18 protein-coding genes are annotated in these 20,305 nt (G+C 73.5%); 10 read left to right on the plus strand and 8 right to left on the minus strand.

Annotated elements, in window-relative coordinates; all coding sequences use genetic code 11:
• Positions 1–1,104 carry a transaldolase gene (gene tal, locus HS041_RS34885; RefSeq protein WP_196445166.1) on the minus strand — a complete coding sequence of 368 codons (1,104 nt, stop codon included), beginning with the start codon at positions 1,102–1,104 and terminating at the stop codon, positions 1–3.
• A gap of 2 nt (positions 1,105–1,106) precedes the next feature.
• Entirely contained in the window at positions 1,107–3,140 is a 2,034-nt protein-coding gene (gene tkt, locus HS041_RS34890) for a transketolase (RefSeq protein WP_230880281.1), read from the minus strand.
• Positions 3,141–3,572: 432 nt separating this feature from the next.
• On the opposite strand from tkt, the gene HS041_RS34895 reads away from it, so the two are divergent.
• Together HS041_RS34895 and HS041_RS34900 are read left to right on the plus strand one after the other, a co-directional pair.
• Entirely contained in the window at positions 3,573–4,526 is a 954-nt protein-coding gene (locus HS041_RS34895; RefSeq protein ID WP_196445168.1) for a heme o synthase, read from the plus strand.
• A gap of 92 nt (positions 4,527–4,618) precedes the next feature.
• A complete protein-coding gene (locus HS041_RS34900) occupies positions 4,619–5,767 on the plus strand; it encodes a PrsW family intramembrane metalloprotease (protein WP_196445169.1) in 1,149 nt (382 codons plus the stop codon).
• Here HS041_RS34900 and HS041_RS34905 read toward each other — a convergent pair.
• Positions 5,752–6,519 (minus strand): SanA/YdcF family protein, encoded by a 768-nt coding sequence (locus HS041_RS34905; RefSeq protein ID WP_196445170.1) that lies wholly within the window; start codon positions 6,517–6,519, stop codon positions 5,752–5,754. The two genes, HS041_RS34900 and HS041_RS34905, sit on opposite strands and share 16 nt — an antisense overlap.
• Before the next feature lie 48 nt (positions 6,520–6,567).
• A complete protein-coding gene (locus HS041_RS34910) occupies positions 6,568–7,557 on the minus strand; it encodes a COX15/CtaA family protein (protein ID WP_307845601.1) in 990 nt (329 codons plus the stop codon).
• A gap of 103 nt (positions 7,558–7,660) precedes the next feature.
• Between HS041_RS34910 and HS041_RS34915 the strand changes: the two genes are divergently transcribed.
• The 6 genes from HS041_RS34915 to HS041_RS34940 all read left to right on the plus strand — a co-directional run bounded on the left by HS041_RS34915 (position 7,661) and on the right by HS041_RS34940 (position 13,516).
• Entirely contained in the window at positions 7,661–8,896 is a 1,236-nt protein-coding gene (locus tag HS041_RS34915; protein WP_307845602.1) for an NAD(P)/FAD-dependent oxidoreductase, read from the plus strand.
• 44 nt (positions 8,897–8,940) lie between these two features.
• Positions 8,941–9,318 carry a (2Fe-2S)-binding protein gene (locus tag HS041_RS34920; protein ID WP_196445171.1) on the plus strand — a complete coding sequence of 126 codons (378 nt, stop codon included), beginning with the start codon at positions 8,941–8,943 and terminating at the stop codon, positions 9,316–9,318.
• Complete coding sequence (locus tag HS041_RS34925; protein WP_196445172.1) at positions 9,315–10,835, plus strand: FAD/NAD(P)-dependent oxidoreductase; 1,521 nt, start codon at positions 9,315–9,317, stop codon at positions 10,833–10,835. The genes HS041_RS34920 and HS041_RS34925 overlap by 4 nt, the downstream gene beginning before the upstream one ends.
• Complete coding sequence (locus HS041_RS34930) at positions 10,832–11,728, plus strand: dihydrodipicolinate synthase family protein (RefSeq protein ID WP_230880245.1); 897 nt, start codon at positions 10,832–10,834, stop codon at positions 11,726–11,728. The genes HS041_RS34925 and HS041_RS34930 overlap by 4 nt, the downstream gene beginning before the upstream one ends.
• A gap of 26 nt (positions 11,729–11,754) precedes the next feature.
• Positions 11,755–12,756, plus strand: a complete 1,002-nt coding sequence (locus tag HS041_RS34935; protein ID WP_196445173.1) for a proline racemase family protein — start codon at positions 11,755–11,757, stop codon at positions 12,754–12,756.
• 73 nt (positions 12,757–12,829) lie between these two features.
• Positions 12,830–13,516 carry a GntR family transcriptional regulator gene (locus HS041_RS34940; RefSeq protein ID WP_196445174.1) on the plus strand — a complete coding sequence of 229 codons (687 nt, stop codon included), beginning with the start codon at positions 12,830–12,832 and terminating at the stop codon, positions 13,514–13,516.
• Positions 13,517–13,628: 112 nt separating this feature from the next.
• On the opposite strand, the gene HS041_RS34945 is transcribed toward HS041_RS34940, so the two are convergent.
• From HS041_RS34945 to HS041_RS34960, 4 genes are all read right to left on the minus strand, one after another.
• Positions 13,629–14,543 (minus strand): EamA family transporter, encoded by a 915-nt coding sequence (locus tag HS041_RS34945; protein ID WP_196445175.1) that lies wholly within the window; start codon positions 14,541–14,543, stop codon positions 13,629–13,631.
• Positions 14,544–14,736: 193 nt separating this feature from the next.
• Entirely contained in the window at positions 14,737–16,230 is a 1,494-nt protein-coding gene (locus tag HS041_RS34950) for a glycosyltransferase family 39 protein (RefSeq protein ID WP_307845603.1), read from the minus strand.
• A gap of 47 nt (positions 16,231–16,277) precedes the next feature.
• The gene (locus tag HS041_RS34955) at positions 16,278–17,072 is read right to left on the minus strand and encodes an ABC transporter permease (RefSeq protein ID WP_196445176.1); all 795 of its coding nucleotides are present in this window, start codon (positions 17,070–17,072) and stop codon (positions 16,278–16,280) included.
• The gene (locus tag HS041_RS34960) at positions 17,069–17,977 is read right to left on the minus strand and encodes an ABC transporter ATP-binding protein (RefSeq protein ID WP_196445177.1); all 909 of its coding nucleotides are present in this window, start codon (positions 17,975–17,977) and stop codon (positions 17,069–17,071) included. The genes HS041_RS34955 and HS041_RS34960 overlap by 4 nt, the downstream gene beginning before the upstream one ends.
• A 178-nt stretch (positions 17,978–18,155) precedes the next feature.
• Here HS041_RS34960 and HS041_RS34965 point away from each other — a divergent pair, with 178 nt between their 5' ends.
• Both HS041_RS34965 and HS041_RS34970 read left to right on the plus strand, forming a co-directional pair.
• The gene (locus tag HS041_RS34965; protein ID WP_196445178.1) at positions 18,156–18,938 is read left to right on the plus strand and encodes a VOC family protein; all 783 of its coding nucleotides are present in this window, start codon (positions 18,156–18,158) and stop codon (positions 18,936–18,938) included.
• Positions 18,939–19,046: 108 nt separating this feature from the next.
• Positions 19,047–20,288 (plus strand): multidrug effflux MFS transporter, encoded by a 1,242-nt coding sequence (locus tag HS041_RS34970; protein WP_196445179.1) that lies wholly within the window; start codon positions 19,047–19,049, stop codon positions 20,286–20,288.
• The last annotated feature ends 17 nt before the right edge of the window (positions 20,289–20,305 follow it).

Consider the following 20,305-nt stretch of genomic DNA (forward strand, 5'->3'; position numbering starts at 1 on the left):
TCACGCCTTCCGGAGTTCGGCGCTGACGGTGGCCAGCAGCTCGGTCCAGGACGCCTCGAACTTCTGCACGCCCTCCTCCTCCAGCGCCCGCACGACGTCGTCGTAGTCGATGCCGGCGTCCTTGAGCGCGGCCATGGTGTTCCACGCCTGCTCGTAGGAGCCCCGGATCGTGTCACCGGTGATCCTGCCGTGGTCGGCGGTGGCGTCGAGGGTCTTCTCCGGCATGGTGTTGACCGTGCCCGCGGTGACCAGCTCGTCCACGTAGAGGGTGTCGGGGTAGTTGGGGTCCTTGGTGCCGGTGGAGGCCCACAGCGGGCGCTGGGGGCGGGCCCCGGCGGCCTGCAGCTCCCGCCAGCGCGGAGAGTTCATCACGTCCTCGAAGGCGGCGAAGGCCAGGCGCGCGTTGGCGACCGCGGCCTTGCCCTTGAGCGCCGCGGCCTCCGGCGAGCCGATCTTGTCGAGGCGCTTGTCGATCTCGGTGTCGACGCGGCTGACGAAGAAGGAGGCCACCGACTCGATCGTGGACAGGTTCAGGCCGGCGGCCCTGGCCTGCTCCAGACCGGCCAGCCAGGCGTCCATCACCGCGCGGTAGCGCTCCAGGGAGAAGATCAGCGTGACGTTGACGCTGATGCCCTCCGCGATGGCCTGGGTGATCGCGGGCAGGCCCTCGACCGTCGCCGGGATCTTGATGAACAGGTTGGGCCGGTCGACCATCCACCACAGCGCGCGCGCCTCGGCGATGGTCTTGTCGGTCTCCCTGGCCAGGCGCGGGTCCACCTCGATGGAGACGCGGCCGTCGACGCCGCTGGTGGCGTCGTAGACGGGGCGCAGCACGTCGGCGGCCCAGCGGATGTCGTAGGTGGTGATCGCGCGGACCGCCTCCTCCACGTCCACGCCGCGGACGGACAGGTCGTGCAGCTGGGTGGTGTAGGCGTCACCCTTGCTCAGCGCGGAGGCGAAGATCGTCGGGTTGGAGGTGACGCCGACCACGCTCTTGTCGCGGATCAGGGCCTCGAGGTTGCCGGTGCGCAGGCGCTCGCGGCTGATGTCGTCCAGCCAGATGGACACGCCGTGGCCGGAGAGGTTCTTCAGGATGTCACTCATGATCAGTTTCCCGTCGTCTCGCCCTTGTCGGCACCGGTCTTGGCGAGGCTGCCCTTGGCTGCGGCCACCACGCGCTCGGCAGTCAGGCCGAACTGCTCGAAAAGGGTCCTGTAGGGGGCGGAGGCGCCGAAGTGCTCCAGGCTCACCACTACCCCTTCGTCGCCGACGAACTCCCGCCAGCCCAGGGCGATTCCCGCCTCGACGGCGACGCGCGCCCGGACCGACGGCGGCAGGACGGTCTGCTGGTAGGCGGAGTCCTGGGCCTGGAACCACTCGACGCACGGCATCGACACGACGCGGGTCGGGACGCCGTCGGCCTCCAGGATCTCGCGGGCCTTGACGGCCAGCTCGACCTCGGAGCCGGTGCCGATCAGGACCACCCGCGGCTGGCCGTCGGAGGCGTCCTGCAGGATGTAACCGCCCTTGGCGACCTTGCAGGCGTCCGCGGTGCCCTCGTAGACCGGCAGGTTCTGCCGGGTCAGCGCCAGCGCGGCGGGGCGGTCGGTGTGCTCCAGGATGATGCGCCAGGCGGCGGCGGTCTCATTGGCGTCGGCCGGGCGGACCACGTCCAGGCCGGGGATGGCGCGCAGCGTCCACAGGTGCTCGACCGGCTGGTGGGTCGGGCCGTCCTCGCCCAGGCCGATGGAGTCGTGCGTCCACACATAGGTGACCGGCAGCTTCATCAGCGCCGCGAGCCGTACGGCGGGGCGCATGTAGTCGCTGAAGACGAGGAACGTGCCGCCGTAGGGGCGGGTGCCGCCGTGCAGGGCGATGCCGTTGAGGATCGCGCCCATGCCGTGCTCGCGGATGCCGAAGTGCAGGGTCCGGCCGTACGGCCCGCCGGGGAACTCCCTGGTCTGGAACTCCTCGGGGATGAAGGACGGCTCGCCCTTCATCGTGGTGTTGTTGGACTCGGCCAGGTCGGCGGAGCCGCCCCACAGCTCGGGCAGGACCGGCGCGAGCGCGGTGAGCACCTCGCCGGAGGCCTTGCGGGTGGCGACGGACGAGCCGGTCTCGAAGGTCGGCAGCGCCTTGCACCAGCCCTCGGGGAACTCCCGCTTGGAGATCCGGTCGAACTCGGCGGCGCGCTCGGGGTTGGCCTCCCGCCAGCGTGCGAAGGCCTTGTCCCAATCGGCGCGGACGGCGCGGCCCCGCTGCACGACCTTGCGGGCGTGCTCCAGGACCTCGTCCGGGACGTCGAAGGACTTCTGCGGGTCCATGCCCATGATCTTCTTGGTCGCGGCGATCTCCTCCGCGCCCAGCGCCGCACCGTGGATCTTGCCGGTGTTCTGCTTGTTCGGCGCGGGCCAGCCGATGACGGTCCGCAGCCGGATGAACGACGGCTTGTCGGTCACCGCGCGGGCGGCCTCCAGCGCCTGGTTCAGCGCCTGGACGTCCTCGGCGTACTCGCCGGTCTTGGTCCAGTCGACGGTCTGGACGTGCCAGCCGTACGCCTCATAGCGCTTGACGACGTCCTCGCTCAGCGCGATCTGGGTGTCGTCCTCGATGGAGATGTGGTTGCTGTCGAAGACGACGACCAGGTTGCCCAGCTTCTGGTGGCCCGCCAGGGCGCTGACCTCGTGGCTGATGCCCTCCTCGATGTCACCCTCGGAGGCGATGCACCAGATCATGTGGTCGAACGGGCTGGTGCCCGGCGCGGCGTCCGGGTCGAACAGGCCGCGCTCGCGGCGGGCGGCCATCGCCATGCCGACCGCGTTGCCGATGCCCTGCCCGAGCGGGCCGGTGGTGGTCTCAACGCCGGCGGTGTGGCCGTACTCCGGATGACCCGGGGTGCGGCTGTCCCACTGCCGCAGCATCTCCAGGTCGTGCAGGGTCAGGCCGTATCCCGACAGGTAGAGCTGGACGTAGAGGGTCAGGCTTGTGTGGCCGCACGACAGAACGAAACGGTCCCGGCCCGGCCACGTGGGGTCGGACGGATCGTGTCGCATGGTGCGCTGGAAAAGCAGATATGCGGCGGGTGCCAGGCTCATCGCGGTGCCGGGATGACCCGAACCCGCCTTCTCCACCGCGTCCATCGCCAGGGCCCGCACGACGTCGACCGCCTGTCGGTCCAGGTCGCTCCATTCGAGGGCTGGCACGAGTTCGCTGCTCAAGTGCTCGATCTCCGGATCTAGTTGTGATGGTGCCGTTGGTTTGGCATTTCCCGCCCACACCGGACCCTAACGGTTCGGCCCCGCCACCGTGGCGCAAGGTCCAGCCGGGGCGAGTCGCCAGGAGCCATGAGGAGCATGGATAAAACACCGCATATCGGATGCCGTGTCACGCGGCCCGTGCCCCCGTGCCGGGACCGGCCACCGGTGCAACTACAGTGAGGTGCACGAAAGTCGGCCGCAGTCCGGCCACCGAGCCGGCCCTCGAGCCGGCCGCCGTCCGTACCACCGCCCGCATCACGGATCCGTCTGATCAGAGGTTACGCGTTGACCCCGCACGTGCTGGAAGCTCCCTAGATGGTGCTGACCGACAAGCAACCGGCGTCCCCGCTCGAGGAGAGCGCGGCGGCCGACGCCGCGCCGCGCTCGTTCGGCGAGGTCGTGAAGGCCTACGTCGCACTCACCAAGCCGCGGATCATCGAGCTGCTGCTGATCACGACGCTGCCGGTGATGTTCCTGGCGGCCAAGGGGCTGCCGCCGCTCTGGACCGCCGTCAACACCCTGGTGTTCGGCACCCTCTCGGCGGGCAGCGCCAACGCGCTGAACTGCTACGTCGACCGCGACATCGACGCCGCGATGCGCCGCACCCGCCGCCGACCGCTCGCCCGCGAGCAGGTCCCGCCGGCCAACGCGCTGATCTTCGGCATCGTCCTGGGCGTGCTGTCGACCCTCGGCCTCGGCCTGACGGTCAACTGGCTCGCCGCCGGTCTCTCGCTCGCGGCCAACCTCTTCTACGTCCTCGTCTACTCGATGATCCTGAAGCGGCGCACCGCCCAGAACGTGGTCTGGGGCGGGATCGCGGGCTGCATGCCGGTGCTGATCGGCTGGGCGGGCGTCACCGGCGGTCTCAGCTGGGCACCGGTGGTCCTGTTCGGCGTGGTGTTCTTCTGGACGCCCCCGCACACCTGGGCCCTGGCCATGCGCTACAAGGAGGACTACGCCGCGGCGAAGGTCCCCATGCTCCCGGTGGTCGCCACCGAGCGCCGAGTGGTGCTGGAGAGCATCGCCTACACCTGGGCGACCGTGGCCTGCTCGCTGCTGCTGTGGCCGGTCGCCGGCACCACGCCGCTCTACCCGGTCGTGGCCGCGGTGCTCGGCGCGGTCTGCCTGTGGGAGGCGCACGGGCTGCTGAGCCGCCTCAACGCAGGGCGGACCGGAGTCGACCTGCGCCCGATGCGGTTCTTCCACTGGTCCAACGCCTACCTCGCGCTGCTCTTCCTCGCCGTCGCGATCGACTCCATGCTCGTCTGAGCCCGTCCGGGCCGGTCCCGGACGACGCCGGGGCGGACTCCCGTCCCGGCCGGGCAGGGGACACCGGGTCGGCGATCGGTTACGGTTTCTCCATGTCGAGCCGTGATCCTCGGTGGGTGTTCAAGGACCGCCCCTCCGTCGCACTGATCTCCGGGCTCGTCGTGACGGGGCTGTGCGGGCTGGCGTCGCTCTCCTTCGACGTGCTCAACGGCGATCCGGTGCGCTTCTTCATCGCGCTGGCGCTGGCGCTCGCGCCGGTCCCGGTGCTGCTGGCTGCGGTGCTCGCGCTGGACCGGATGGAACCCGAGCCGCGCAGCAACCTGGTCTTCGCCTTCGGCTGGGGGGCGGGCGTGGCCGTCCTGGTGGCGGGCGTCATCAACTCGCTCAACCTGTTCTATCTCCGGCAGACCGTCATGATCGAGCAGGCCGACGCGTACAACCTCGCCGCGACCTTCGGCGCCCCGGTGGTCGAGGAGACGATGAAGGGGCTGGTCCTGCTGGGCCTGCTGAGGTTCAAGAGAGCGGAGCTGGACGGGCCCACCGACGGCGTCATCTACGCCAGCATGGTCGGCCTCGGCTTCGCGATGAGCGAGAACGTCAGCTACTACGTGTCCGCCCTCAACGAGACGGGGGCGCGGGGCCTGGCGGTGACCGTCGTGCTCAGGGGGATCCTGTCGCCGTTCGCGCACCCGCTGTTCACCTCCATGATCGGTGTCGCGGTGGCCTACGCGGCGCAGCGGCACGGTCCCGGCAGGGCCGGCGTCATCGCCGCGGGCTGGATCGGGGCGATGCTGCTGCACGGCATCTGGAATGGCTTCGCCTCCTATGTCGGCTTCGCCGGTCTGGCTCTCGCCTACCTTCTGCTGATGGTGGTGCTGTTCGTGCTGGTCGCGGTCGTCGTCCGCGACCGGCAGCGCATCGTCGGCCTGATCCAGAGCTACCTGCCCGCCTACCAGGCCACCGGCCTGGTCGCCCCGTACGACGTGCACATGCTCTCCTCGCTGCCCGGGCGGCGGCAGGCCCGGCAGTGGGCCAGGACCTACGGCGGACGGCCCGGCCTGCGGGCGATGAGCGACTACCAGCTCGCCGCCACCGAGCTCGGCCTGCTCCACGAGCGGGCCGTCCGCCGCGTGATCGACGAACGCACGTTCAACGACGAGCAGCACGCGCTGCTGACGTGCATGGCCGAGGCCCGGCGGAGCTTCCCTGCCTCCGGGCGGGGCGTTCAGGCCCCCGGCTGAGGGGTCCCGGGCCGGCCGAGGGGGGCCGGCACCCCCGGAGGGCCGCTCGGGTCCTCCGGCCGGAGCGCCGCCTCCAGGGTCGTCTCTCGGGGGCCGGGGAAGACGGGGGCGGAGTCGAGCACCACGGAGTCCAGGAAGCCCTTGGCCGAGGCGACGAACTCGCGGGCCGCGTAGCCGTAGGTGAGGGCGGCCCACCGCCTGGCGGAGTCGTCGCCGACGCCGAAGGTCTCCAGGCCCGCCGTACGGCAGAGCGCGACCGCCCTGGGGAGGTGGAACGCCTGCGTGACCACGGTGACCCTGGTGGCGCCGAACACGTCGCGGGCGCGCACGCAGGAGTCCCAGGTGTCGAAGCCCGCGTAGTCCAGGACGAGCGCCCGGGCGGGGACGCCGCGCGCGATCAGGTAGTCCCGCATCACGGTCGGCTCGTCGTAGTCCTTCCTGCTGTTGTCACCCGAGAGCAGGATCGCCCGCACCTTGCCCGCCCGGTACAGCTCGGCGGAGATGTCCAGCCGGCTGGCCAGCATGGCGGAGGGGTGGGCGCCGTGAACGCCCGCGCCGAGCACCAGCGCCGCCGGGGCCTCGGGCACCTCCGAGATCCAGCCGGGGGAGGATCCCGCGACCGCGCGGTGTCCCGAGCTGGACAGCCAGGCCCAGGTGAGCGGGGCCATCGCCAGCACGCTCAGCAGCACCGCCGCCTGGTAGGAGCGGCGCAGGACCTTGCGTGAGAGGGGGACCTTCCGCGAAAAGGGCATCGGATTCGCCGTTCTGTCCGCTGCACCGGGACGGCGCAGCTCCGTTCGCTATGCCGGGACGGGGTCGAGCCTGTCCGCCCCGGCGGCGGGGGCGTCGAGCGGGCCGCGGGTCCGCATCGCGAACACCACCCGCAACGTGCAGATCCACACCAGCGTCGCGCCGAGCACGTGCAGGCCCACCAGGAACGCGGGGACGGCCAGGAAGTACTGGACGTAGCCGATGACGCCCTGGGCCAGCTCCACGGCCAGCAGCGTCAGCGCCGCCCGCCGGGCGCGTCCGGGCACGTCGGTCACGTGCAGCGCGAACAGCAGCGCGAACGTCAGCCCCACCACGAGGTAGGCGGCGTCGGCGTGGATCCTGGCCACGGTCTCGATGTCGAAGTCGAACCGGGAGGCCGTCTCGTCGCCGGAGTGCGGCCCGGTGCCGGTCACCACCATCCCCGCGATGATCAGCAGGAGCACCGCGCCGACCAGGACGTGCCCGAGCGTGCGGACGTCGCGGTGGACCAGCCGCTGCGCCGGAGCGTCGCCCTCCCCGGTCCGGGCGTACAGCGCGCAGGCGGCGGCGATCATGCCGACGGAGAACAGGAAGTGCACGCTCACGGTGACCGGGTTGAGCGCGCTGTGCACCACCACGCCGCCCCACAGGGCCTGGACGGCCACGCCGACCGGCTGCACCCAGGCCAGGCGGACCAGGTCGCGGCGGCGCGACGGCAGCCGCAGCGCGGCGACCACGCAGGCCGCCGCCACGACCAGCACCAGGAAGGTCAGCAGCCGGTTGCCGAACTCGATCGCCGTGTTGAGCGGCGAGATCCCGTCGTGGGCGGCCGGGACGAAGCTGTCCGGGGTGCACCGGGGCCAGGTGGGGCAGCCCAGCCCCGACCCGGTCACCCGCACCACCGCGCCCGTCACCGTGATGCCCGCGTTGACGACCACCGCGGCCAGGGCCCACCACCGCATGGTGGCCGCCGTGGGGGACCAGACGGTCCGGAACAGGTTCGCGGCGTGCCGACGGATCGGGTCGAGGAGCTGCTTCACGGCTCACATCGTAGGCGGCGGAGGCGGCGGTCCCGCCGCTGACCCGGTCGCCCCGCCCTATTGATCCCAGCAGAAGTATGTGACATTTTACTGAGGGCCAGCCGTGGAAGAGAGGTGGGACGTGCCGGACGTCGTCGTCATCGGTGCCGGGATCGTCGGGGCCGCGTGCGCCTACTACGCGGCGCGCGCCGGGCTCGACGTGGCGGTCGTGGACCGCGGGCCGGTGGCGGGCGGCACGACCGGCGCGGGCGAGGGCAACATCCTCGTCTCCGACAAGGAGCCGGGCCCCGAGCTCGAACTCGCCCTGCTCTCCAACCGCCTCTGGCGCGAGCTGGCGGCTTCCGGGCCGGAGGAGGACGACCGCCCGGCGGCCTCCGGAGGCGCCGGCGGAAGGCTCCCGGGGGCCGGGGCGGGCGGCGGGTTCGAGTTCGAGTCCAAGGGCGGCCTGGTGGTCGCCGAGACGGCGCGGGCGATGGAGTCCCTCGTGGACCTGGCCGCGAGGCAGGGCGTCGAGCACGTGACCGTCACGCCGGACCGGCTGCGCGCCTACGAGCCCCACCTGGCGGGGGGACTCGCCGGAGGCGTGTTCTACCCGCAGGACGCACAGGTCCAGCCCGCGCTGGCCGCCGCGAAGCTGATCCGCAGGGGGGCCGAGAGGTTCGGCCGCGGCGCCCTGACGTTGCGCACCGGCGTCACCGTCACCGGGTTCGTCCGCGCCGGTGACCGGGTCACCGGTGTCAGGACCGACCGCGGCGACATCTCCGCCGGAGCCGTCGTCAACGCCGCCGGGACCTGGGGCGGTGAGGTCGCCGCGCTGGCCGGGACGCATGTGCCCGTGCTGCCCAGACGCGGCTTCATCCTGGTCACGGAGCCGCTGGAGGAGCCGCTGATCAGGCACAAGGTCTACACCGCCGCGTACGTCACCGCGGTGGCCAGTGACTCCGCGGGCCTGGAGACGTCGGCCGTCGTGGAGGGGACCCCGGCCGGGCCGGTGCTCATCGGCGCCAGCCGCGAGCGGGCCGGCTTCGACCGGACCGTCTCGCCGGCCGTGCTGGGCAGGCTCGCCGCGCAGGCCGTCGCCCTCTTCCCCGCCCTGGCCGAGCGCCGGGCGATCCGGGCCTACTGCGGCTTCCGTCCCTACTGCCCCGACCACCTGCCGGTGATAGGCCGGGACCCCCGGGCCCCGGGCCTCTACCACGCCTGCGGCCACGAGGGGGCGGGCATCGGCCTGGCACCGGCCACCGGCCACCTGCTGGCCCAGGCCCTGGCCGGCCTCCGCCCCGACCTGGATCTCACCCCCTTCCGCCCGGACCGCTTCGACGAGGAGGAACGCCCGTGACCGTGTGGCACCGCTCAGGACCCGGCCCCCGGGACGGGGCGCCCGTGAACCCCTCCCTCCGGCTGGTGCGGGCCCGCCCCGAGCCGGAGTTCGAGATCAGCGTGGACGGCGCGGCCGTCCCCGTGGTCCCCGGTCAGAGCATCGGGGCCGCCCTGTACGGCGCGGGCGTCCGCTCCTGGCGGACCACCCGGTTCGGAGGCCGCCCGCGCGGTCTGTTCTGCGGCATCGGCGTCTGCTTCGACTGCCTGGTCACGGTCAACGGAGTCCCGTCCCTGCGGGCCTGTCAGACCGAGGCCCGGCCCGGCGACCGGGTGACCACCGGCGGCGGGGAGGCACAGGGCGCCGGTGGCGGTGGCGGTGCGAGCACAGGTGCAGGCGATGGTGCCGGCGATGGCGGCGGGAACCGGGAGGGCGGGCGATGACCCCCGACTACGACCTCGCGGTGATCGGCGGCGGGCCCGCCGGGGTGGCGGGCGCGCTGACGGCCGCGCTCGCCGGGCTCGGCGTGGTCCTCCTCGACGCCGCCCCGCGTCTGGGCGGGCAGTATTTCCGCCGCCTTCCCGGCGGGTTCCGCGCGGCCCGTCCCGGCGCGCTCCACCCCGCCCCCGGAGGTTCCGGCGGACTCGACCGGTTCACCCGGCAGTGCGAGAGCCTCGCCGCCCGGGCCGACGTGCTGACCGGCCACCGCGTCTGGGCGGTCGAGCGCGACGCGGAGGCGGGCGGGACGCTGGCCGTACGGTGCATGGAGGGGGACCGGGAGGAGCGGCCCCGCACGATCACCGCACGCCGGCTGCTGATCGCCACCGGCGCGCACGACCGGCCGCTGCCCTTCCCCGGCTGGGACCTGCCGGGCGTGCTCACCGCCGGAGGAGCCCAGGCGCTGCTCAAGGGCGACCTCGTCGTCGCGGGCCGCAGGGTCGTCGTCGCCGGGACGGGGCCCTTCCTGCTCCCGGTCGCCGCCGGTCTGGCCGCCGCGGGCGCGCGCGTGCTCGGCGTGCACGAGGCCGCCGGCCGGTTCGGCCTCGCCGGACACCCGTTCCTCGCCGCGGGCAAGGCCGCCGAGGCGCTCGGGTACGGCCTGCGCCTGGCCCGGCACCGGGTGCCGTACCGGGGCCGCCAGGCGGTGGTCGAGGCGCACGGCGAGCACGAGCTGACCCATGTCACGATCGCGGACCTGGACCGGGACTGGCGGCCGGTCGGCACCCGCACGGTCGCGTGCGACACCCTCGCCACCGGGTACGGCTTCGTCCCCCGGCTCGACCTGCCCGTCCAGCTCGGCTGCGCCCTGCGCGTCGACCAGGGCGGGCATGGGGCCGGTCACGGGGACCCCGTCGTCGCCGTGGACGCGGGCATGCGCACCAGCGTGCCCGGTGTCTACGCGGCGGGGGAGACCACCGGCGTCGGCGGCGCCGTACTGGCCGAGACCGAAGGAAGGCTGGCGGGCCGCTCGGCGGCCGCCGACCTGGGCCGCCGGATCCCCCCCGACCCCGCCCTGGCCCGGCGGCGCGACCGCCTGGCCGCCTTCGCCCGGGTGCTGCTGGAGACCTACCCCGTACGCCCCGGCTGGCGGGAGTGGCTCCGCGACGACACCCTGGTCTGCCGATGCGAGGAGGTGCCGCTGGCGGCCGTGCGCGAGGCGCGGGAGCTGGGGGCCACCGACGCGCGCTCGGTCAAGCTGCTGTCCCGCGCCGGGATGGGCTGGTGCCAGGGCCGGATGTGCGGCTACGCCGTCTCGTGCCTGGCCGGGGAGGACTCCCCGCCCGGCGGGAGCCCGCCGGCGCCCCGTCGGGCGATCGCCCAGCCCGTCCGGCTCGGCGACCTCGCCCGGCTCGCCACGGACCCTCCGGCGGGCGAGCCTCCCGCAACGCCCCCTCCCTCCTCGGCCGGGGGCCTCGCCCCGCCGGCCTCCCCCACCCCCTCTCCGGAAGGACGACCATGATGACGAGCCGCGTGAAACCCTGGCACGGGGTGATGGTGGCGACCGCACTGCCGATGAACGACGACCTCTCGATCGACTACGACGCCTACGCCGGGCACTGCCGGTGGCTGGTGGAAGGCGGCTGCGACGGGGTGGTGCCCAACGGCTCGCTGGGCGAGTACCAGACCCTGACGCCCGAGGAGCGGGCCGAGGTGGTCCGGGTGGCGGTGGCCGCGGTCGGCGGAGACCGGGTCATGCCGGGGATCGCCGCCTACGGCGCCCTGGAGGCCCGCCGTTGGGCCGAGCAGGCCCGCGAGGCCGGATGCCACGCGGTGATGCTGCTGCCACCCAACGCCTACCGGGCCGACGAGCGGGCCGTGATCGGGCACTACCGCGAGGCGGCGCGGGCGGGCCTGCCGGTGGTCGCCTACAACAATCCCATCGACACCAAGGTGGACCTCACCCCGGCGCTGCTCGCGCGGCTGCACGCCGAGGGCCTGATCGTGGCGGTCAAGGAGTTCAGCGGCGACGTCCGGCGGGCCTACGAGATCGCCGAACTCGCCCCCGGCCTGGACCTGCTGGCCGGCGCCGACGACGTGCTGCTGGAGCTGGCCGTGGCCGGCGCGGCCGGGTGGGTGGCGGGCTACCCCAACGCGCTGCCCGAGTCCTGCGCGGCGCTCTACCGGGCCGCGACCGCCGGGGACCTGGCGACCGCGCTCCCGCTCTACCGGGCGCTGCACCCGCTGCTGCGCTGGGATTCCAAGACCGTCTTCGTCCAGGCCATCAAGGCCTCCATGGACCTGGCCGGCCGCCGGGGCGGCCCGTGCCGCCCGCCCCGGCTCCCGCTGGCCCCCGAGGACGAGGCGGCCGTCCGCGCCGCCACCGAGAAGGCCCTCGCCGAGGGACTCCGCTAGCAGCACATCGCGCAAGGAGAGCGACAATGAGGACGAAAAGGGTCTTCCATGCGGTGGACTCCCACACCGAGGGCATGCCCACCCGGGTGATCACCGGAGGGGTGGGAGTCGTCCCCGGCGCGACCATGGCCGAGCGGCGCGAGCATTTCATGGCGCACCTGGACCACGTCCGCACGCTGCTCATGTACGAGCCGCGCGGCCACGCGGCGATGAGCGGGGCCATCCTGCAGCCGCCCACCCGGCCCGACGCCGACTACGGCGTGCTCTACATCGAGGTCTCCGGCTGCCTGCCGATGTGCGGGCACGGCACCATCGGCGTCGCCACCGTCCTGGTGGAGACCGGGATGGTCGAGGTTACCGAGCCGGTCACCGTCGTCCGCCTGGACACCCCCGCAGGGCTGGTCGTCGCCGAGGTGCGGGTCGAGGACGGCGCCGCCACCGAGGTGACCATCACCAACGTGGCCTCCTTCAGCGTCGGTCTGGACCGGGTGGTCAAGGTGCCGGGGATCGGCGAGGTGGTGTACGACCTGGCCTACGGCGGCAACTTCTACGCGATCGTCCGGCTGGAGGACCTCGGCCTGCCGTTCGACCGCGCGCACGGGCAGCGGCTCCTCGACGCGGGGCTGGCGATCATGGAAGCGGTCAACGAGGCGGACGAGCCGGTGCACCCCCTCGACGAGCGGGTCAGGGGCTGCCACCACGTCTACCTCGCCGCCCCCGGTTCGGACGCCGGGCACTCCCGGCACGCCATGGCCATCCATCCCGGCTGGTTCGACCGCTCCCCGTGCGGGACCGGCACCAGCGCCCGGATGGCCCAGCTGCACGCCCGCGGCGAACTCGCCCTCGGTGACGGCTTCGTCAACGAGTCGTTCATCGGCACCCGGTTCACCGGCCGGCTGGTGGGGGAGACCTCCGTCGCCGGCCGGCCCGCGGTGATCCCCGCCATCACGGGCCGGGCGTGGGTGACGGGCACCGCCCAGTACTTCCTCGACCCCCGCGATCCCTTCCCCGAGGGGTTTCTCCTTTGATCCCTCCCCCGGCTCGTCTGAGACAATGGCCGCCGCCCGCGGGACGCGAGGCGAGGAGATGAGAGGCGCTGGGATGGCTCCTACGGCACATGACCGGCTCGACCTGCCGGTCGTGGGCGGGCGGCAGAGCCTGCGGGAGCAGGTGGCCGACGCGCTGCGAGCGGCTCTGATCACCGGGGAGATGCGCCCCGGCGTGGTCTACTCCGCGCCGGCGCTGGCCGCCCAGTTCGGCGTGTCCGCCACGCCCGTCCGCGAGGCGATGCTCGACCTGACCAAGGAGGGCCTGGTCGAGGCGGTGAGGAACAAGGGCTTCCGGGTCACCGAGCTGTCCGGGCGCGACCTGGACGAACTCACCGAGATCCGCCGGCTCGTCGAGGTGCCCACGGTGGCGCGGCTGGCGGACGCCTCCCGCGCGGAGGGCTTCGAGGAGCTGCGCCCGCTCGCCCGTCGCATCGTCGAGGCGGCCGAGCAGGGCGACCTGCTCGGCTACGTGGACGCCGACCTGCGCTTCCACCTCGCCCTGCTGTCGCTGGCCGGCAACGCCCACCTGGTCGAGGTGGTGCGCGACCTGCGCACCCGGGCCCGGTTGTACGGCCTGGGTGCCCTGCGCGAGCGGGGCGTCCTGTCCGACTCCGCCCGCGAGCACCTCGACCTGCTCGACCTGCTCGCCGCCGGGGACACCGGCGGCTGCGAGCGGCTCATGCGCGAGCACATCCGGCACGTCCGGGGCATCTGGGCCGACGGCCCGCAGGAGGTGTGAACCGCGCCGCGGCGCTCGCCATGCCCCGGCGCTCGCCATGTCGCGGCGCTCGCCATGCCGTGGCGCCGGGCAGGTCGCGACCGGCGGCGGCCCGTCGTGGCGGGCGGGGCGCTCAGTGAGGGCTGCGGGTCGCGCCCACGCTGGCGATGACCACGCACCCGATGGCGGCCCACTCGCGCACGTTCAGCACCTCGCCCAGGACGACCAGCCCGACCAGCGCCGCCATCGCCGGCTCCAGGCTCATCAGGATGCCGAACACCCGCTTGGGCATCCTGCGCAGCGCCTCAAGCTCGATCGCGTAGGGGATGGCGGAGGAGAGCAGCCCGACGCCCAGGCCGATCAGGAGCAGCTCGGGCTGGAGCAGGTCGGCTCCGCCCATGCCGATCCCGACGGGAGCGACCAGCAGGACGGCGACGATCATCGCGAAGGAGACGCCCCCGGTGCCGGGGAAGCGCTGCCCCACGGCCGCCGAGAGCAGGATGTAGGCCGCCCAGCAGGCTCCGGCGATCAGCGCGAAGCCGATCCCGACCAGGCTGAGGCCCGCCGCCTGGCCCCAGGGCGCGAGCAGGGCGATGCCGGAGCCCGCCAGCGCCACCCACAGCAGGTCCAGCCGCCGCCGCGAGGCGGCCACCGCCACGCCGAGCGGGCCGAGGAACTCGATCGCCACGGCGATCCCCATGGGCAGCCTGGCCAGCGCCTCGTAGAACGACAGGTTCATCAGGCCGAGCGTCGCGCCGAACGCTACGCCCACTCCGAGGTCGGCCCGGGTCAGCCCCTTCAGCCGGGGCCGGGCGACCACGCCCAGCACCAGGGCGCCCATCGCGATCCGCAGGAACACCACCGCGCTCGGCGACAGCTGCGAGAACAGCTCCTTGGCGAAGCCCGCGCCGATCTGCACCGACAGGATGGCCAGCAGGACCAGGCCGGACGGGGGGACGGCGTCGGAGGCCGCCCTGAGCAGCGCGCCCGGCCGGGGCAGGCCCCGCCGGTACGGCTCGGCGGATCCCGTCAGGGCGTCGGCGGTCACGGGACTCCTCCTGAGGTTCGGGCGTGCTTGCCGGGTCTTGCCGGGTCTGCTGCCTGCGGCGGTCGTCCAGGAGGCGGCCCACCGCGGCACGATCTGCAAGACATGTCCTAAATGGTTCCACACACCTTACTGGAGCCGGGGTCGCCTCCGGCCGGGCGTCCGTGATGCGAGACGGGACGCCCGGCCGGCGAGGTCATCGGCCGCGTTCGGGCTCCCTGCTGTACAGGGCGACCGTCATGCCGGGCACCCGTCCGGTGCGCCAGGCCCTGGTCCGGGTGAACCCCGCCTCGACCAGCGCGGCGACCCTCCCGACGCCCGCCGCGGCCTCGCTGCCCCCGCGCCAGACGACCCAGACCCGTTCGCGCCCCTCGACGGTGGCGGAGACGTCGTCCCGCTCCGGGTAGTGGAAGGACTCCGGCAGGGGATCGGACCCGGTCAGGAGCACGTCGTCGGGCAGCGTGCCGCCGTCGTAGTACAGGAAGCCCTCCCGCAGTGAGGACCGCCCGTAGACGATCGCGTCACCGGGGCGTGCCTGCTGCTGGACGAGGCGCACGGCCCGGGGGAAGTTCTCGTGGCGCCCGTCCGGCTCGCGGACGTCCAACTGCCCGGGCACCGCCCCGGCGACGACGCCCGCCAGCGCGAGCGCCGTGACGGGCCGGGGGACCGAGGCGAGGGCGATCCCGGCCAGCAGCGCGTACGCGGGCACGGTGGCGAACAGGTACCGGTCGACGTAGACCGGGGAGATCAGGTGGGACGCGGCGAACAGCAGCACGGGCGGGAGCAGGGCCCAGCCCGTCAGGGCCGCGAGCCAGGGAAGGGGCGCGCGCGGCCCGCCCCCGGCCCGGCCCCCCACGGCGGGCAGTGCCCGCAGAAGCAGGGCGAGGAGCGCGATCCCCAGCAGGACCCAGCCCGCCGTGGGGGTGCCCCCGACCATCTTGGGCAGCGCCAGGAACACCGAGGGCTGCGGCAGCCTGATCCAGCTGATCGCGTGCCTCTCGGCGAACCCGACCGCCAGCCACACGGCGCCGGGAACGCAGCCGGCCGCCATGGCCGGCAGGATCCGAATCAGCACGCCCCTGCCGTACAGCGTCGCGACGATCAGATGGGACGAGAGCGTGAGGAGGGCGAACACCTGGGTGGAGCCGAGCAGCGCGACGGCCGCGGCGTAGCCCGCCCACCGGCCCCGGCGTGCGGGCTCGGCGACCGCGCGGTGCAGCGCCCACGTGGCCAGGACCGCCGCGGCGGCGGCGAAGGCGTAGGAGCGGGCGTTCTGCCCGTGGTAGGAGACCGAGGGCAGGGCCGTGTAGACGGCGGCGGCCAGCAGCCCGGCGGGCAGGGAGTGCAGGCGGCGGCCGAGAGCCGCCACGAGCGTGGCCGCCGCGCCGGTCGCGAGGGCCGAAGGGAGCCGCATCCACCACTCGGCCTGGCCGAACTGCAGCCACAGGTGCATGAACCCGTAGTAGGGCAGGAAGTGCCCGTCGATGTGCTGCGCGAGCTCCCACAACCCGGCCAGGCCCCGCCGGGCCGCGCTGTGGGTGGCCAGCTCGTCCGAGGAGAGCGATGCCGTCGATGAGCCGGCGACGGCGACGAGCGTTGCGATGATCCCCGTGGCCGCGTACGGCCATAAAGTCCGCCCCGTGTGTCGTGTCGCCGGAGCGGCCGCGGGCCGCGTTCCGGTAGTGATCACCCGGGGGATGCTAAAAGATCTCCTTCATCCCCGCGGCGTGATTCAGGTCACTCCCAGCGGAAGGTCCTGGAGGCCAGCAGCAGGGAGCCCGCGGCCCAGCCGGCCAGGATCGCCAGGGCGGTGAACGGCACTCCGCCGCCGTCGGCCAGGACGGCCCGGAGGCCGCCGGCCAGCGCGGAGATCGGCAGCAGCGCCAGCACCGGCTCCGCCGAGTCGGGGAAGGCCTCCAGCGGGAAGATGACCCCGCCGCAGCCGAGCATGAGCAGGTAGACGAGGTTCGCCCCGGCCAGCGTGGCCTCCGCGCGCAGCGTGCCGGCCATCAGCAGGCCCAGCCCGCTGAAGGCGGCGGTGCCGAGCAGGATCAGCGCCAGCGCCGCAAGCGGCGAGCCGCCGGGCCGCCAGCCCAGGGCCAGCGCCACTCCACTGATGATCGCGACCTGGACGGCCTCGACCGCGACGACCGCGAGCGTCTTGGCCAGCAGCAGCCCGCTCCGCGAGAGCGGGGAGGCGCCCAGCCGCTTCAGCACGCCGTACCGGCGCTCGAAGCCGGTCGCGATGGCCTGCCCCGTGAAGGCCGTGGACATCACGGCCAGTGCGAGCACGCCGGGGGTCATGAAGTCGACCCGGGGACCGCCGCCCACGTTCACCAGGGGCGCGGCGGAGAAGCCGACGAGCAGCAGCACTGGAATGATCATGGTGAGCAGCAGTTGCTCGCCGTTGCGGAGCATCGCCCGGATCTCCGCGCCCGCCTGGGCCGACACCATCCGGGACAGCGGCGCGGCGCCCGGAGCCGGCGTGAGGTCCGGCCTGCCGGCCCCGGCCGGTCCTGTGGTCGTGGTCATCGCAGCTCCCGGCCGGTCAGTTCGAGGAAGACGTCCTCCAGGGTGCGGCGCTCGATGCTGAGATCGTCGGCCGTGACGCCCTCGGCGGCGCACCAGGCCGTCACGGTCGCCAGCAACTCGGGGCCGACCTGCCCTTCGATGATGTAGTGCCCCGAAGGGGACTCCTTGGCCGCGCTTCCCGCGGGCAGGGCGGTGAGGAGCTCGTCCAGGGCGAGCCCCGGCCGGGCGCGGAAGCGCAGCTGCCGCTCGGCTCCGGTGAGGGAGGCGGGCGTGCCCTCGGCCACCACCCTGCCGTGATCGATGATCACCACGTGGTCCGAGAGCTTCTCGGCCTCGTCCATGTGGTGGGTGGTGAGCACCACCGAGACCCCGGCGGCCCGCAGATCGCCCACCAGCTCCCAGCAGGCGTGCCGGGCCTGCGGGTCGAGCCCGGCGGTGGGCTCGTCGAGGAAGACCAGCTCGGGACGGCCGACGACGGCCCCCGCCAGTGAGACGCGCTGCTGCTGGCCACCGGAGAGCCTCCGGTACGGCGTGCGGGCGTGCTCGGTCATCCCGAGCCGCTCCAGCAGCGCCGCCGGGTCGAGCGGGCTGGTGTGGAAACGGGACATCAGCCGCAGCCACTCCCCGCAGCGCATGGCCGGGGGCACGCCCCCCGCCTGGAGCATCACGCCCACCCGCGCCCGCAGCTCCGGCCTGGACGGGTCGAGGCCGAGCACGTTCACGGTGCCGCCGTCGGCCCGCCGGAAGCCTTCGCAGATCTCGACGGTGGAGGTCTTGCCCGCGCCGTTGGGGCCCAGGATCGCGGTCACCGCGCCGCGGGCGGCGCTGAGGGTCAGGCCGTCGAGCGCGGTCGTTCGGCCGTACCTCTTGACCAGGTCGATGATCTCGACGGCTGGGGAGTCCATGGCCACGAGTTTAGGGACTCCTCCGGCCGGGTCCGCTCCCGCCCTTCCGCCCGGGCCGCCCCATGTCCGGTAAAAGGCTTCGGGCCGATCCCGCCAAGTCCGCTGATCGTCCCCCTGCCGCCCTCGTCGGCGCATGTCACGCTGTCCCCGTCCCGGGTTGCGACATCGAGGAGGTCGGGTGCCAGAGCGCAGCGGTCACAGGCCCGGCGTCCCGTGCTGGGTCGAACTCTCCAGCACCGACGTCGCCCTGTCGGTCGGGTTCTACCGGGAGCTCTTCGGCTGGGACGCGATGTTCGACGCCGAGCCGGAGTCGGGCGGGTACGGCAGGTTCACCAAGAACGGCAGGCTGGTGGCCGGGATCACGCCGAGCCTCGGCCCGGGCGCGCCCGCCGCCTGGAACACCTACGTGGCCGTCGACGACGCCGCCGACACGATGGCGCGGGTGCGCGCGGCCGGGGGAGAGGTGGTCCTGGAGCCGGTGGCGATCCGGGAGAGGGGCGTGACGGCCGCCTTCCAGGATCCGCTGGGCGCCTTCCTCGCCGTGTGGCAGCCGGGCGAGGACCACGGCGCCGAGCTCGTCTCGGAGCCGGGCGCGTTCGCCTGGTGCGAGCTGTCCTGCCGGGACACGGTCATCGCGCGCTCCTTCTACCAGGCGGTCTTCGGCTGGGAGGCCAGAGACGCCGGCGTCGCCGGCATGGAGTACACCGAGTGGCGGGCGCAGGGCAGCCGTGCGGCGGGCATGGTGCCGATGGGCCCCGACGTCCCGGCGGAGGTGCCGTCGCACTGGAGGACCTACTTCGCGGTCGCGGACGCCGACGCCACCGTGGCGAAGGTCCGCGAGCTGGGGGGCCGGATCTTCACCGAGCCGGTGATGACCCCGGCGGGCGCGGTCGCGGTGATGGCCGATCCGGAGTTCGCCATCTTCGCGGTCGTCGTGCTGGACTGGGAGCGGATCCCCTGATCGTTTTCCGGGAAAATCCGCTTTAGGGAATATAGGCAGACCTTATCCCCGTTACGGAGCATTGGCCCTTACGGGTCCTCGTGGCCTGTGAGGAATAGGGGATCGGGAATGACCGCGGCCGACGCCGCGCCGGAGGAGTCCGGCATTTCATCGGGCGGGCGCCGCCGGACGCTGCTCCTGCTCGTCCTGGGCGCGCTCTCGGCGATCGGCCCGCTCTCCATCGACATGTACCTGCCGGCCTTCCCCGCCATCGCCGGGGAACTGGGCGCCGGTCAGGCCCAGGTGCAGCTCACGCTGACCGCCTGCCTCGTCGGCGTCTCCGCGGGGCAGGTCATCGCGGGCCCGCTCAGCGACGTGCGGGGGCGCCGCGTCCCGCTGGTGGCCGGCATCACCGCCTACGCCGCGGCCTCCCTGCTGTGCGCGTTCTCCCCGACCGTCTACGGGCTGATCGGGTTCCGCCTGCTCCAGGGGATCGCGGGCGGCGCCGCGCTGGTGATCGTCCGCGCGGTCGTCCGCGACCTCTACGAGGGCGCCGCCATCGCGCGCATCTTCGCCACCCTCATGCTCGTCAGCGGGCTCGCGCCGATCCTGGCCCCGATCCTCGGCGCGGAGCTGCTCTCCCACACCTCCTGGCGCGGGATCTTCGTGGCGCTGAGCGCCGGCGGGCTGGTGCTGCTGACCGCCGCGCTGTCCGGGGTGCGGGAGACGCTCCCCGCGCACAGGCGCGAGGCCGGCGGCCTGAGGAAGACCCTGGCCACCTTCGGGAAGCTGCTGCGCAGCCGGCCCTTCATGTCCAGCGCGCTCGCCGGCGGGCTGGGGTTCGGCGGCATGTTCGCCTACATCTCCGGCTCGCCGTTCGTCCTGCAGGAGGTGTACGGCGCCTCGCCGCGCACCTTCTCGCTGGTGTTCGCGCTCAACGCGATCGGCCTGACGGTCACCGCCCAGATCGGCGGCCGGCTCGCCGGGCGCCGGGTGGCGCCCGCGCGGCTGATCGTGATCGGCCTGTTCGCCTACGTGGCCGGGGCGGGCGCGGTGACCGTCACCGCCCTCCTCGACCTCCCGCTTGCGGCGCTGGTCGCCTCGTTGTTCGTGATGATGTGCGGCGCGGGCCTCGTGCTGCCGGGTGCCGGCGCGCTCGCGCTGGCCGGCCAGCCCCCGCAGGTCGCCGGGAGCGCCTCGGCGCTGCTGGGCGTCCTGCAGTTCGCGCTCGGCGCGCTCGCCGCCCCACTGGTGGGACTGGGCGACGGGTCGGCACTGCCGATGGCCACCGTGCTGGCCGGGTTCGCGGTGGCGGCCTTCGCCGCCTTCGCCGGGCTGCGCAGGCCGACGGGGGCCGTTTCCGCAGCTTAGGTAAGGCTTACCTGGGT

Source organism: Planomonospora sp. ID67723 (assembly GCF_015711605.1).
Taxonomy (GTDB): Bacteria; Actinomycetota; Actinomycetes; order Streptosporangiales; family Streptosporangiaceae; genus Planomonospora_A.

Coding starts and splice junctions, on each gene's coding strand:
- tal (WP_196445166.1), bottom strand. CDS start 1,104: ATGAGTGACATCCTGAAGAACCTCTCCGGCCACGGCGTGTCCATCTGG.
- tkt (WP_230880281.1), bottom strand. CDS start 3,140: ATGGACGCGGTGGAGAAGGCGGGTTCGGGTCATCCCGGCACCGCGATG.
- HS041_RS34895 (WP_196445168.1), top strand. CDS start 3,573: ATGGTGCTGACCGACAAGCAACCGGCGTCCCCGCTCGAGGAGAGCGCG.
- HS041_RS34900 (WP_196445169.1), top strand. CDS start 4,619: ATGTCGAGCCGTGATCCTCGGTGGGTGTTCAAGGACCGCCCCTCCGTC.
- HS041_RS34905 (WP_196445170.1), bottom strand. CDS start 6,519: ATGCCCTTTTCGCGGAAGGTCCCCCTCTCACGCAAGGTCCTGCGCCGC.
- HS041_RS34925 (WP_196445172.1), top strand. CDS start 9,315: ATGACCCCCGACTACGACCTCGCGGTGATCGGCGGCGGGCCCGCCGGG.
- HS041_RS34930 (WP_230880245.1), top strand. CDS start 10,832: ATGATGACGAGCCGCGTGAAACCCTGGCACGGGGTGATGGTGGCGACC.
- HS041_RS34935 (WP_196445173.1), top strand. CDS start 11,755: ATGAGGACGAAAAGGGTCTTCCATGCGGTGGACTCCCACACCGAGGGC.
- HS041_RS34940 (WP_196445174.1), top strand. CDS start 12,830: ATGGCTCCTACGGCACATGACCGGCTCGACCTGCCGGTCGTGGGCGGG.
- HS041_RS34955 (WP_196445176.1), bottom strand. CDS start 17,072: ATGACCACGACCACAGGACCGGCCGGGGCCGGCAGGCCGGACCTCACG.
- HS041_RS34960 (WP_196445177.1), bottom strand. CDS start 17,977: ATGGACTCCCCAGCCGTCGAGATCATCGACCTGGTCAAGAGGTACGGC.
- HS041_RS34970 (WP_196445179.1), top strand. CDS start 19,047: ATGACCGCGGCCGACGCCGCGCCGGAGGAGTCCGGCATTTCATCGGGC.